The organism is Vibrio sp. nBUS_14, from assembly GCF_051201655.1.
GTDB lineage: Bacteria > Pseudomonadota > Gammaproteobacteria > Enterobacterales > Vibrionaceae > Vibrio.
In genome coordinates, this window is sequence record NZ_CP179206.1 from 3,606,778 (window position 1) to 3,621,499 (window position 14,722).

4 tRNA genes and 7 rRNA genes are annotated in these 14,722 nt (G+C 49.0%); all 11 read right to left on the reverse strand.

Annotated features, from left to right (window positions below):
* Positions 1–115 precede the first annotated feature (115 nt).
* Positions 116–3,009 (reverse strand): 23S ribosomal RNA (locus ACMAZD_RS17015).
* 315 nt (positions 3,010–3,324) lie between these two features.
* Positions 3,325–3,400: transfer RNA gene (locus ACMAZD_RS17020), tRNA-Ala, on the reverse strand.
* A gap of 21 nt (positions 3,401–3,421) precedes the next feature.
* Positions 3,422–3,498 (reverse strand) — tRNA-Ile (locus ACMAZD_RS17025).
* A gap of 67 nt (positions 3,499–3,565) precedes the next feature.
* A 16S ribosomal RNA gene (locus tag ACMAZD_RS17030) occupies positions 3,566–5,120 on the reverse strand.
* A 429-nt stretch (positions 5,121–5,549) separates the two neighbouring features.
* A 5S ribosomal RNA gene (rrf, locus tag ACMAZD_RS17035) occupies positions 5,550–5,665 on the reverse strand.
* 147 nt (positions 5,666–5,812) lie between these two features.
* Positions 5,813–8,706: ribosomal RNA gene (locus tag ACMAZD_RS17040) — 23S ribosomal RNA — on the reverse strand.
* A 315-nt stretch (positions 8,707–9,021) separates the two neighbouring features.
* A tRNA-Ala gene (locus ACMAZD_RS17045) sits at positions 9,022–9,097 on the reverse strand.
* A 21-nt stretch (positions 9,098–9,118) separates the two neighbouring features.
* Positions 9,119–9,195, reverse strand: a tRNA-Ile gene (locus ACMAZD_RS17050).
* A 67-nt stretch (positions 9,196–9,262) separates the two neighbouring features.
* A 16S ribosomal RNA gene (locus ACMAZD_RS17055) occupies positions 9,263–10,817 on the reverse strand.
* Positions 10,818–11,246: 429 nt separating this feature from the next.
* Positions 11,247–11,362 (reverse strand): 5S ribosomal RNA (rrf, locus tag ACMAZD_RS17060).
* 149 nt (positions 11,363–11,511) lie between these two features.
* A 23S ribosomal RNA gene (locus ACMAZD_RS17065) occupies positions 11,512–14,405 on the reverse strand.
* The 16S, 23S and 5S rRNA genes sit together here with 4 tRNA genes alongside, the layout of an rRNA operon.
* Positions 14,406–14,722 lie beyond the last annotated feature (317 nt).

A 14,722-nucleotide genomic window follows, 5' to 3' on the forward strand; every position in this document is an offset into this window, starting at 1 on the left:
TGAAGGCAAAATAATCTGGAAAGCTGATTCTCTATTCAATAGAGCAATAAAAGTTGTATCTCTTCAAACGCATTCAAGGTCTGTCTTTGAGTCCACAAAACCCCTTGGGTGTTGTATGGTTAAGCCTCACGGGCAATTAGTACAGGTTAGCTCAATGCCTCGCAGCACTTACACACCCTGCCTATCAACGTCGTAGTCTACGACAACCCTTTAGGACACTTATAGTGCCAGGGAAAACTCATCTCAAGGCTCGCTTCCCGCTTAGATGCTTTCAGCGGTTATCGATTCCGAACTTAGCTACCGGGCAATGCCATTGGCATGACAACCCGAACACCAGAGGTTCGTCCACTCCGGTCCTCTCGTACTAGGAGCAGCCCCTTTCAATTTTCCAACGCCCACGGCAGATAGGGACCGAACTGTCTCACGACGTTCTAAACCCAGCTCGCGTACCACTTTAAATGGCGAACAGCCATACCCTTGGGACCGACTTCAGCCCCAGGATGTGATGAGCCGACATCGAGGTGCCAAACACCGCCGTCGATATGAACTCTTGGGCGGTATCAGCCTGTTATCCCCGGAGTACCTTTTATCCGTTGAGCGATGGCCCTTCCATTCAGAACCACCGGATCACTATGACCTGCTTTCGCACCTGCTCGAATTGTCATTCTCGCAGTCAAGCGGGCTTATGCCATTGCACTAACCACACGATGTCCAACCGTGTTTAGCCCACCTTCGTGCTCCTCCGTTACTCTTTGGGAGGAGACCGCCCCAGTCAAACTACCCACCAGGCACTGTCCGTAACCCCGATTCAGGGGCCAACGTTAGAACATCAAAACTACAAGGGTGGTATTTCAAGGACGACTCCATCACATCTAGCGACGCAATTTCATAGTCTCCCACCTATCCTACACATGTAGGTTCAATGTTCAGTGCCAAGCTGTAGTAAAGGTTCACGGGGTCTTTCCGTCTAGCCGCGGGTACACTGCATCTTCACAGCGATTTCAATTTCACTGAGTCTCGGGTGGAGACAGCGTGGCCATCATTACGCCATTCGTGCAGGTCGGAACTTACCCGACAAGGAATTTCGCTACCTTAGGACCGTTATAGTTACGGCCGCCGTTTACCGGGGCTTCGATCAAGAGCTTCGACCGAAGTCTAACCCCATCAATTAACCTTCCGGCACCGGGCAGGCGTCACACCGTATACGTCATCTTACGATTTTGCACAGTGCTGTGTTTTTAATAAACAGTTGCAGCCACCTGGTATCTGCGACTCTCGTCTGCTCCATCCGCAAGGGACTTCACTGATAAGAGCGTACCTTCTCCCGAAGTTACGGTACCATTTTGCCTAGTTCCTTCACCCGAGTTCTCTCAAGCGCCTTGGTATTCTCTACCCGACCACCTGTGTCGGTTTGGGGTACGATTCCTTACAATCTGAAGCTTAGAGGCTTTTCCTGGAAGCATGGCATCAATGACTTCACTACCGTAGTAGCTCGACATCGTATCTCAGCGTTAATGAAAGTCCGGATTTACCTAAACTTTCCGCCTACATACTTGAACCTGGACAACCGTCGCCAGGCCCACCTAGCCTTCTCCGTCCCCCCATCGCAATTGTAAGAAGTACGGGAATATTAACCCGTTTCCCATCGACTACGCCTTTCGGCCTCGCCTTAGGAGTCGACTTACCCTGCCCCGATTAACGTTGGACAGGAACCCTTGGTCTTCCGGCGAGGGAGTTTTTCACTCCCTTTATCGTTACTCATGTCAGCATTCGCACTTCTGATACCTCCAGCAGCCCTTACAGACCACCTTCAACGGCTTACAGAACGCTCCCCTACCCCACATACCCTAAGGTACGTAGCCGCAGCTTCGGTGTATAGCTTAGCCCCGTTACATCTTCCGCGCAGGCCGACTCGACCAGTGAGCTATTACGCTTTCTTTAAATGATGGCTGCTTCTAAGCCAACATCCTGGCTGTCTGAGCCTTCCCACATCGTTTCCCACTTAGCTATACTTTGGGACCTTAGCTGGCGGTCTGGGTTGTTTCCCTCTCCACGACGGACGTTAGCACCCGCCGTGTGTCTCCCGGATAGTACTTACTGGTATTCGGAGTTTGCAAAGGGTTGGTAAGTCGGGATGACCCCCTAGCCTTAACAGTGCTCTACCCCCAGTAGTATTCGTCCGAGGCGCTACCTAAATAGCTTTCGGGGAGAACCAGCTATCTCCAGGTTTGATTGGCCTTTCACCCCTAGCCACAAGTCATCCGCTAATTTTTCAACATTAGTCGGTTCGGTCCTCCAGTTGATGTTACTCAACCTTCAACCTGCCCATGGCTAGATCACCTGGTTTCGGGTCTAATCCTAGCAACTGTACGCCCAGTTAAGACTCGGTTTCCCTACGGCTCCCCTAAACGGTTAACCTTGCTACTAAAATTAAGTCGCTGACCCATTATACAAAAGGTACGCAGTCACACCACGAAGGTGCTCCTACTGCTTGTACGTACACGGTTTCAGGTTCTATTTCACTCCCCTCACAGGGGTTCTTTTCGCCTTTCCCTCACGGTACTGGTTCACTATCGGTCAGTCAGTAGTATTTAGCCTTGGAGGATGGTCCCCCCATATTCAGACAGGATATCACGTGTCCCGCCCTACTCGATTTCACTGATTATGATGTGTCGGTTACGGGGCTATCACCCTTTATTGCGCCACTTTCCAGAGGCTTCACCTGCATCATTAAAAGCTTAAGGGCTAATCCAATTTCGCTCGCCGCTACTTTCGGAATCTCGGTTGATTTCTCTTCCTCGGGGTACTTAGATGTTTCAGTTCCCCCGGTTTGCCTCCTGTTGCTATGTATTCACAACAGGATACGTGCTTATGCACGTGGGTTTCCCCATTCAGAAATCCCAGACTCAAAAGGTTATTACTACCTAATCTGGGCTTATCGCAAGTTATTACGTCTTTCATCGCCTCTGACTGCCAAGGCATCCACCGTGTACGCTTAGTCACTTAACCATACAACCCGAAAGGGTCTTAGTGTATGGCAACTAACCAAGGTTTTTGGTTGTCATTAAGAAGGGTTAATTCTCAATGACTGTTTGCCGGACTCAATTGTGAATCAAACTAAGTTTGATTCGAATACAAGACACTTGAATGTGTTTGTTGTGTTTATACTGTTCTTAATAAATAAGAGCAGATAAACATTGAGAACTTTTAAATTTGATTTGAATTACTCGTAAGTAATCAAATCAGTCAGCTTTCCAAATTGTTAAAGAGCATGATTTTTTTCGAAACCATTTTTAAAGATTCTTAGGGAAAAACCCTTAAAGATGGTGGAGCTATGCGGGATCGAACCGCAGACCTCCTGCGTGCAAGGCAGGCGCTCTCCCAGCTGAGCTATAGCCCCATCTAGGTATCTAGTCGATATTGGTGGGTCTGAGTGGACTCGAACCACCGACCTCCCGCTTATCAGGCGAGCGCTCTAACCAGCTGAGCTACAGACCCAATATCGTCTCTTTTACTTTCTAAACCTAATCAATCTGTGTGGACACTCATCGTGTATATCTTCGTATAAGGAGGTGATCCAGCCCCAGGTTCCCCTAGGGCTACCTTGTTACGACTTCACCCCAGTCATGAACCACAAAGTGGTGAGCGTCCTCCCCGAAAGGTTAAACTACCCACTTCTTTTGCAGCCCACTCCCATGGTGTGACGGGCGGTGTGTACAAGGCCCGGGAACGTATTCACCGTGACATTCTGATTCACGATTACTAGCGATTCCGACTTCATGGAGTCGAGTTGCAGACTCCAATCCGGACTACGACGCACTTTTTGGGATTCGCTCACTATCGCTAGCTTGCTGCCCTCTGTATGCGCCATTGTAGCACGTGTGTAGCCCTACTCGTAAGGGCCATGATGACTTGACGTCGTCCCCACCTTCCTCCGGTTTATCACCGGCAGTCTCCCTGGAGTTCCCACCATTACGTGCTGGCAAACAAGGATAAGGGTTGCGCTCGTTGCGGGACTTAACCCAACATTTCACAACACGAGCTGACGACAGCCATGCAGCACCTGTCTCAGAGCTCCCGAAGGCACACCTGCGTCTCCGCTGGCTTCTCTGGATGTCAAGAGTAGGTAAGGTTCTTCGCGTTGCATCGAATTAAACCACATGCTCCACCGCTTGTGCGGGCCCCCGTCAATTCATTTGAGTTTTAATCTTGCGACCGTACTCCCCAGGCGGTCTACTTAACGCGTTAGCTCCGAAAGCCACGGCTCAAGGCCACAACCTCCAAGTAGACATCGTTTACGGCGTGGACTACCAGGGTATCTAATCCTGTTTGCTCCCCACGCTTTCGCATCTGAGTGTCAGTGTCTGTCCAGGGGGCCGCCTTCGCCACTGGTATTCCTTCAGATCTCTACGCATTTCACCGCTACACCTGAAATTCTACCCCCCTCTACAGCACTCTAGTTCACCAGTTTCAAATGCAGTTCCGAGGTTGAGCCCCGGGCTTTCACATCTGACTTAATGAACCACCTGCATGCGCTTTACGCCCAGTAATTCCGATTAACGCTCGCACCCTCCGTATTACCGCGGCTGCTGGCACGGAGTTAGCCGGTGCTTCTTCTGTTGCTAACGTCAAGAGATAACGCTATTAACGTTACCCCCTTCCTCACAACTGAAAGTACTTTACAACCCGAAGGCCTTCTTCATACACGCGGCATGGCTGCATCAGGCTTTCGCCCATTGTGCAATATTCCCCACTGCTGCCTCCCGTAGGAGTCTGGACCGTGTCTCAGTTCCAGTGTGGCTGATCATCCTCTCAGACCAGCTAGGGATCGTCGCCTTGGTGAGCCATTACCTCACCAACTAGCTAATCCCACCTAGGCATATCTTTACGCGAGAGGCCCGAAGGTCCCCCTCTTTGGCCCGTAGGCATTATGCGGTATTAGCCATCGTTTCCAATGGTTATCCCCCACATCAAGGCAATTTCCTAGGCATTACTCACCCGTCCGCCGCTCGACGCCCATTAACGCACCCGAAGGATTGTTAATGTCGTTTCCGCTCGACTTGCATGTGTTAGGCCTGCCGCCAGCGTTCAATCTGAGCCATGATCAAACTCTTCAATTTAAAGTTTTGATTACCTAAATTAATAGGTGTGACTCAACGAATACTGACTTCAAAACTATTCTTTATAAATAAAGAGTGTAATTTTAAAGCTATTACCCCTCTCTTCTTAAATAAATAGGAACAGAATGGTAATGAATTGACTGTGCCGAATAACTACAAGTAGTTAAACGTATTGGTCACTCAGTTCATTGAAATCAATTTTGATTCCGAAGAATCTGTTTTATCTAACGATAAAACGTTTTGATATTCATCAACGAGTGCCCACACAGATTGATAGGTTTAAATTGTTAAAGAGCTTTGCTATCAACACTTTAGCGTCGAAGCGGATGCGTATAATACGCGACTGACTTTTGAAGTCAACATAAAACTCTAAGTTTATTTAGAACTTTATGGTGACTTGTCTACTTAGTAGACAGAGTCGAATTTAGAGCCTGGCGATGTCCTACTCTCACATGGGGAAGCCCCACACTACCATCGGCGCTATTGTGTTTCACTTCTGAGTTCGGCATGGAATCAGGTGGGTCCACAATGCTATGGTCGCCAAGCAAATTTTGCTTTACTTTCAGTTTTTAAAAACTGAAGGCAAGATAATCTGGAAAGCTGATTCTCTATTCAATAGAGCAATAAAAATTGTATCTCTTCAAACGCATTCAAGGTCTGTCTTTGAGTCCACAAAACCCCTTGGGTGTTGTATGGTTAAGCCTCACGGGCAATTAGTACAGGTTAGCTCAATGCCTCGCAGCACTTACACACCCTGCCTATCAACGTCGTAGTCTACGACAACCCTTTAGGACACTTATAGTGCCAGGGAAAACTCATCTCAAGGCTCGCTTCCCGCTTAGATGCTTTCAGCGGTTATCGATTCCGAACTTAGCTACCGGGCAATGCCATTGGCATGACAACCCGAACACCAGAGGTTCGTCCACTCCGGTCCTCTCGTACTAGGAGCAGCCCCTTTCAATTTTCCAACGCCCACGGCAGATAGGGACCGAACTGTCTCACGACGTTCTAAACCCAGCTCGCGTACCACTTTAAATGGCGAACAGCCATACCCTTGGGACCGACTTCAGCCCCAGGATGTGATGAGCCGACATCGAGGTGCCAAACACCGCCGTCGATATGAACTCTTGGGCGGTATCAGCCTGTTATCCCCGGAGTACCTTTTATCCGTTGAGCGATGGCCCTTCCATTCAGAACCACCGGATCACTATGACCTGCTTTCGCACCTGCTCGAATTGTCATTCTCGCAGTCAAGCGGGCTTATGCCATTGCACTAACCACACGATGTCCAACCGTGTTTAGCCCACCTTCGTGCTCCTCCGTTACTCTTTGGGAGGAGACCGCCCCAGTCAAACTACCCACCAGGCACTGTCCGTAACCCCGATTCAGGGGCCAACGTTAGAACATCAAAACTACAAGGGTGGTATTTCAAGGACGACTCCATCACATCTAGCGACGCAATTTCATAGTCTCCCACCTATCCTACACATGTAGGTTCAATGTTCAGTGCCAAGCTGTAGTAAAGGTTCACGGGGTCTTTCCGTCTAGCCGCGGGTACACTGCATCTTCACAGCGATTTCAATTTCACTGAGTCTCGGGTGGAGACAGCGTGGCCATCATTACGCCATTCGTGCAGGTCGGAACTTACCCGACAAGGAATTTCGCTACCTTAGGACCGTTATAGTTACGGCCGCCGTTTACCGGGGCTTCGATCAAGAGCTTCGACCGAAGTCTAACCCCATCAATTAACCTTCCGGCACCGGGCAGGCGTCACACCGTATACGTCATCTTACGATTTTGCACAGTGCTGTGTTTTTAATAAACAGTTGCAGCCACCTGGTATCTGCGACTCTCGTCTGCTCCATCCGCAAGGGACTTCACTGATAAGAGCGTACCTTCTCCCGAAGTTACGGTACCATTTTGCCTAGTTCCTTCACCCGAGTTCTCTCAAGCGCCTTGGTATTCTCTACCCGACCACCTGTGTCGGTTTGGGGTACGATTCCTTACAATCTGAAGCTTAGAGGCTTTTCCTGGAAGCATGGCATCAATGACTTCACTACCGTAGTAGCTCGACATCGTATCTCAGCGTTAATGAAAGTCCGGATTTACCTAAACTTTCCGCCTACATACTTGAACCTGGACAACCGTCGCCAGGCCCACCTAGCCTTCTCCGTCCCCCCATCGCAATTGTAAGAAGTACGGGAATATTAACCCGTTTCCCATCGACTACGCCTTTCGGCCTCGCCTTAGGAGTCGACTTACCCTGCCCCGATTAACGTTGGACAGGAACCCTTGGTCTTCCGGCGAGGGAGTTTTTCACTCCCTTTATCGTTACTCATGTCAGCATTCGCACTTCTGATACCTCCAGCAGCCCTTACAGACCACCTTCAACGGCTTACAGAACGCTCCCCTACCCCACATACCCTAAGGTACGTAGCCGCAGCTTCGGTGTATAGCTTAGCCCCGTTACATCTTCCGCGCAGGCCGACTCGACCAGTGAGCTATTACGCTTTCTTTAAATGATGGCTGCTTCTAAGCCAACATCCTGGCTGTCTGAGCCTTCCCACATCGTTTCCCACTTAGCTATACTTTGGGACCTTAGCTGGCGGTCTGGGTTGTTTCCCTCTCCACGACGGACGTTAGCACCCGCCGTGTGTCTCCCGGATAGTACTTACTGGTATTCGGAGTTTGCAAAGGGTTGGTAAGTCGGGATGACCCCCTAGCCTTAACAGTGCTCTACCCCCAGTAGTATTCGTCCGAGGCGCTACCTAAATAGCTTTCGGGGAGAACCAGCTATCTCCAGGTTTGATTGGCCTTTCACCCCTAGCCACAAGTCATCCGCTAATTTTTCAACATTAGTCGGTTCGGTCCTCCAGTTGATGTTACTCAACCTTCAACCTGCCCATGGCTAGATCACCTGGTTTCGGGTCTAATCCTAGCAACTGTACGCCCAGTTAAGACTCGGTTTCCCTACGGCTCCCCTAAACGGTTAACCTTGCTACTAAAATTAAGTCGCTGACCCATTATACAAAAGGTACGCAGTCACACCACGAAGGTGCTCCTACTGCTTGTACGTACACGGTTTCAGGTTCTATTTCACTCCCCTCACAGGGGTTCTTTTCGCCTTTCCCTCACGGTACTGGTTCACTATCGGTCAGTCAGTAGTATTTAGCCTTGGAGGATGGTCCCCCCATATTCAGACAGGATATCACGTGTCCCGCCCTACTCGATTTCACTGATTATGATGTGTCGGTTACGGGGCTATCACCCTTTATTGCGCCACTTTCCAGAGGCTTCACCTGCATCATTAAAAGCTTAAGGGCTAATCCAATTTCGCTCGCCGCTACTTTCGGAATCTCGGTTGATTTCTCTTCCTCGGGGTACTTAGATGTTTCAGTTCCCCCGGTTTGCCTCCTGTTGCTATGTATTCACAACAGGATACGTGCTTATGCACGTGGGTTTCCCCATTCAGAAATCCCAGACTCAAAAGGTTATTACTACCTAATCTGGGCTTATCGCAAGTTATTACGTCTTTCATCGCCTCTGACTGCCAAGGCATCCACCGTGTACGCTTAGTCACTTAACCATACAACCCGAAAGGGTCTTAGTGTATGGCAACTAACCAAGGTTTTTGGTTGTCATTAAGAAGGGTTAATTCTCAATGACTGTTTGCCGGACTCAATTGTGAATCAAACTAAGTTTGATTCGAATACAAGACACTTGAATGTGTTTGTTGTGTTTATACTGTTCTTAATAAATAAGAGCAGATAAACATTGAGAACTTTTAAATTTGATTTGAATTACTCGTAAGTAATCAAATCAGTCAGCTTTCCAAATTGTTAAAGAGCATGATTTTTTTCGAAACCATTTTTAAAGATTCTTAGGGAAAAACCCTTAAAGATGGTGGAGCTATGCGGGATCGAACCGCAGACCTCCTGCGTGCAAGGCAGGCGCTCTCCCAGCTGAGCTATAGCCCCATCTAGGTATCTAGTCGATATTGGTGGGTCTGAGTGGACTCGAACCACCGACCTCCCGCTTATCAGGCGAGCGCTCTAACCAGCTGAGCTACAGACCCAATATCGTCTCTTTTACTTTCTAAACCTAATCAATCTGTGTGGACACTCATCGTGTATATCTTCGTATAAGGAGGTGATCCAGCCCCAGGTTCCCCTAGGGCTACCTTGTTACGACTTCACCCCAGTCATGAACCACAAAGTGGTGAGCGTCCTCCCCGAAAGGTTAAACTACCCACTTCTTTTGCAGCCCACTCCCATGGTGTGACGGGCGGTGTGTACAAGGCCCGGGAACGTATTCACCGTGACATTCTGATTCACGATTACTAGCGATTCCGACTTCATGGAGTCGAGTTGCAGACTCCAATCCGGACTACGACGCACTTTTTGGGATTCGCTCACTATCGCTAGCTTGCTGCCCTCTGTATGCGCCATTGTAGCACGTGTGTAGCCCTACTCGTAAGGGCCATGATGACTTGACGTCGTCCCCACCTTCCTCCGGTTTATCACCGGCAGTCTCCCTGGAGTTCCCACCATTACGTGCTGGCAAACAAGGATAAGGGTTGCGCTCGTTGCGGGACTTAACCCAACATTTCACAACACGAGCTGACGACAGCCATGCAGCACCTGTCTCAGAGCTCCCGAAGGCACACCTGCGTCTCCGCTGGCTTCTCTGGATGTCAAGAGTAGGTAAGGTTCTTCGCGTTGCATCGAATTAAACCACATGCTCCACCGCTTGTGCGGGCCCCCGTCAATTCATTTGAGTTTTAATCTTGCGACCGTACTCCCCAGGCGGTCTACTTAACGCGTTAGCTCCGAAAGCCACGGCTCAAGGCCACAACCTCCAAGTAGACATCGTTTACGGCGTGGACTACCAGGGTATCTAATCCTGTTTGCTCCCCACGCTTTCGCATCTGAGTGTCAGTGCCTGTCCAGGGGGCCGCCTTCGCCACTGGTATTCCTTCAGATCTCTACGCATTTCACCGCTACACCTGAAATTCTACCCCCCTCTACAGCACTCTAGTTCACCAGTTTCAAATGCAGTTCCGAGGTTGAGCCCCGGGCTTTCACATCTGACTTAATGAACCACCTGCATGCGCTTTACGCCCAGTAATTCCGATTAACGCTCGCACCCTCCGTATTACCGCGGCTGCTGGCACGGAGTTAGCCGGTGCTTCTTCTGTTGCTAACGTCAAGAGATAACGCTATTAACGTTACCCCCTTCCTCACAACTGAAAGTACTTTACAACCCGAAGGCCTTCTTCATACACGCGGCATGGCTGCATCAGGCTTTCGCCCATTGTGCAATATTCCCCACTGCTGCCTCCCGTAGGAGTCTGGACCGTGTCTCAGTTCCAGTGTGGCTGATCATCCTCTCAGACCAGCTAGGGATCGTCGCCTTGGTGAGCCATTACCTCACCAACTAGCTAATCCCACCTAGGCATATCTTTACGCGAGAGGCCCGAAGGTCCCCCTCTTTGGCCCGTAGGCATTATGCGGTATTAGCCATCGTTTCCAATGGTTATCCCCCACATCAAGGCAATTTCCTAGGCATTACTCACCCGTCCGCCGCTCGACGCCCATTAACGCACCCGAAGGATTGTTAATGTCGTTTCCGCTCGACTTGCATGTGTTAGGCCTGCCGCCAGCGTTCAATCTGAGCCATGATCAAACTCTTCAATTTAAAGTTTTGATTACCTAAATTAATAGGTGTGACTCAACGAATACTGACTTCAAAACTATTCTTTATAAATAAAGAGTGTAATTTTAAAGCTATTACCCCTCTCTTCTTAAATAAATAGGAACAGAATGGTAATGAATTGACTGTGCCGAATAACTACAAGTAGTTAAACGTATTGGTCACTCAGTTCATTGAAATCAATTTTGATTCCGAAGAATCTGTTTTATCTAACGATAAAACGTTTTGATATTCATCAACGAGTGCCCACACAGATTGATAGGTTTAAATTGTTAAAGAGCTTTGCTATCAACACTTTAGCGTCGAAGCGGATGCGTATAATACGCGACTGACTTTTGAAGTCAACATAAAACTCTAAGTTTATTTAGAACTTTATGGTGACTTGTCTACTTAGTAGACAGAGTCGAATTTAGAGCCTGGCGATGTCCTACTCTCACATGGGGAAGCCCCACACTACCATCGGCGCTATTGTGTTTCACTTCTGAGTTCGGCATGGAATCAGGTGGGTCCACAATGCTATGGTCGCCAAGCAAATTTTGCTTTTACTTTCAGCGTTTTAAAAACTGAAGGCAAAATAATCTGGAAAGCTGATTCTCTATTCAATAGAGCAATAAAAGTTGTATCTCTTCAAACGCATTCAAGGTCTGTCTTTGAGTCCACAAAACCCCTTGGGTGTTGTATGGTTAAGCCTCACGGGCAATTAGTACAGGTTAGCTCAATGCCTCGCAGCACTTACACACCCTGCCTATCAACGTCGTAGTCTACGACAACCCTTTAGGACACTTATAGTGCCAGGGAAAACTCATCTCAAGGCTCGCTTCCCGCTTAGATGCTTTCAGCGGTTATCGATTCCGAACTTAGCTACCGGGCAATGCCATTGGCATGACAACCCGAACACCAGAGGTTCGTCCACTCCGGTCCTCTCGTACTAGGAGCAGCCCCTTTCAATTTTCCAACGCCCACGGCAGATAGGGACCGAACTGTCTCACGACGTTCTAAACCCAGCTCGCGTACCACTTTAAATGGCGAACAGCCATACCCTTGGGACCGACTTCAGCCCCAGGATGTGATGAGCCGACATCGAGGTGCCAAACACCGCCGTCGATATGAACTCTTGGGCGGTATCAGCCTGTTATCCCCGGAGTACCTTTTATCCGTTGAGCGATGGCCCTTCCATTCAGAACCACCGGATCACTATGACCTGCTTTCGCACCTGCTCGAATTGTCATTCTCGCAGTCAAGCGGGCTTATGCCATTGCACTAACCACACGATGTCCAACCGTGTTTAGCCCACCTTCGTGCTCCTCCGTTACTCTTTGGGAGGAGACCGCCCCAGTCAAACTACCCACCAGGCACTGTCCGTAACCCCGATTCAGGGGCCAACGTTAGAACATCAAAACTACAAGGGTGGTATTTCAAGGACGACTCCATCACATCTAGCGACGCAATTTCATAGTCTCCCACCTATCCTACACATGTAGGTTCAATGTTCAGTGCCAAGCTGTAGTAAAGGTTCACGGGGTCTTTCCGTCTAGCCGCGGGTACACTGCATCTTCACAGCGATTTCAATTTCACTGAGTCTCGGGTGGAGACAGCGTGGCCATCATTACGCCATTCGTGCAGGTCGGAACTTACCCGACAAGGAATTTCGCTACCTTAGGACCGTTATAGTTACGGCCGCCGTTTACCGGGGCTTCGATCAAGAGCTTCGACCGAAGTCTAACCCCATCAATTAACCTTCCGGCACCGGGCAGGCGTCACACCGTATACGTCATCTTACGATTTTGCACAGTGCTGTGTTTTTAATAAACAGTTGCAGCCACCTGGTATCTGCGACTCTCGTCTGCTCCATCCGCAAGGGACTTCACTGATAAGAGCGTACCTTCTCCCGAAGTTACGGTACCATTTTGCCTAGTTCCTTCACCCGAGTTCTCTCAAGCGCCTTGGTATTCTCTACCCGACCACCTGTGTCGGTTTGGGGTACGATTCCTTACAATCTGAAGCTTAGAGGCTTTTCCTGGAAGCATGGCATCAATGACTTCACTACCGTAGTAGCTCGACATCGTATCTCAGCGTTAATGAAAGTCCGGATTTACCTAAACTTTCCGCCTACATACTTGAACCTGGACAACCGTCGCCAGGCCCACCTAGCCTTCTCCGTCCCCCCATCGCAATTGTAAGAAGTACGGGAATATTAACCCGTTTCCCATCGACTACGCCTTTCGGCCTCGCCTTAGGAGTCGACTTACCCTGCCCCGATTAACGTTGGACAGGAACCCTTGGTCTTCCGGCGAGGGAGTTTTTCACTCCCTTTATCGTTACTCATGTCAGCATTCGCACTTCTGATACCTCCAGCAGCCCTTACAGACCACCTTCAACGGCTTACAGAACGCTCCCCTACCCCACATACCCTAAGGTACGTAGCCGCAGCTTCGGTGTATAGCTTAGCCCCGTTACATCTTCCGCGCAGGCCGACTCGACCAGTGAGCTATTACGCTTTCTTTAAATGATGGCTGCTTCTAAGCCAACATCCTGGCTGTCTGAGCCTTCCCACATCGTTTCCCACTTAGCTATACTTTGGGACCTTAGCTGGCGGTCTGGGTTGTTTCCCTCTCCACGACGGACGTTAGCACCCGCCGTGTGTCTCCCGGATAGTACTTACTGGTATTCGGAGTTTGCAAAGGGTTGGTAAGTCGGGATGACCCCCTAGCCTTAACAGTGCTCTACCCCCAGTAGTATTCGTCCGAGGCGCTACCTAAATAGCTTTCGGGGAGAACCAGCTATCTCCAGGTTTGATTGGCCTTTCACCCCTAGCCACAAGTCATCCGCTAATTTTTCAACATTAGTCGGTTCGGTCCTCCAGTTGATGTTACTCAACCTTCAACCTGCCCATGGCTAGATCACCTGGTTTCGGGTCTAATCCTAGCAACTGTACGCCCAGTTAAGACTCGGTTTCCCTACGGCTCCCCTAAACGGTTAACCTTGCTACTAAAATTAAGTCGCTGACCCATTATACAAAAGGTACGCAGTCACACCACGAAGGTGCTCCTACTGCTTGTACGTACACGGTTTCAGGTTCTATTTCACTCCCCTCACAGGGGTTCTTTTCGCCTTTCCCTCACGGTACTGGTTCACTATCGGTCAGTCAGTAGTATTTAGCCTTGGAGGATGGTCCCCCCATATTCAGACAGGATATCACGTGTCCCGCCCTACTCGATTTCACTGATTATGATGTGTCGGTTACGGGGCTATCACCCTTTATTGCGCCACTTTCCAGAGGCTTCACCTGCATCATTAAAAGCTTAAGGGCTAATCCAATTTCGCTCGCCGCTACTTTCGGAATCTCGGTTGATTTCTCTTCCTCGGGGTACTTAGATGTTTCAGTTCCCCCGGTTTGCCTCCTGTTGCTATGTATTCACAACAGGATACGTGCTTATGCACGTGGGTTTTCCCATTCAGAAATCCCAGACTCAAAAGGTTATTACTACCTAATCTGGGCTTATCGCAAGTTATTACGTCTTTCATCGCCTCTGACTGCCAAGGCATCCACCGTGTACGCTTAGTCACTTAACCATACAACCCGAAAGGGTTTCTATTTGCTTTCACTTTAAAAAGTGAAGACAAATAAGCGTATGGCAACTAACCAAGGTTTTTGGTTGTCATTAAGAAGGGTTAATTCTCGATGACTGTTTGCCGGACTCAATTTACTTTTTGTTTCCACTTTTCAATAAAAAGCAGAATCAAAAAATGAACAATCATTTTTGATCATTCGAATACAAGACACTTGAATGTGTTTGTTGTGTTTATACCGTTCTTAATAAATAAGAGCAGATAAACATTGAGAACTTTTAAATTTGATTAACTTAATCACAGCCTTGGCCGTTTTGTTT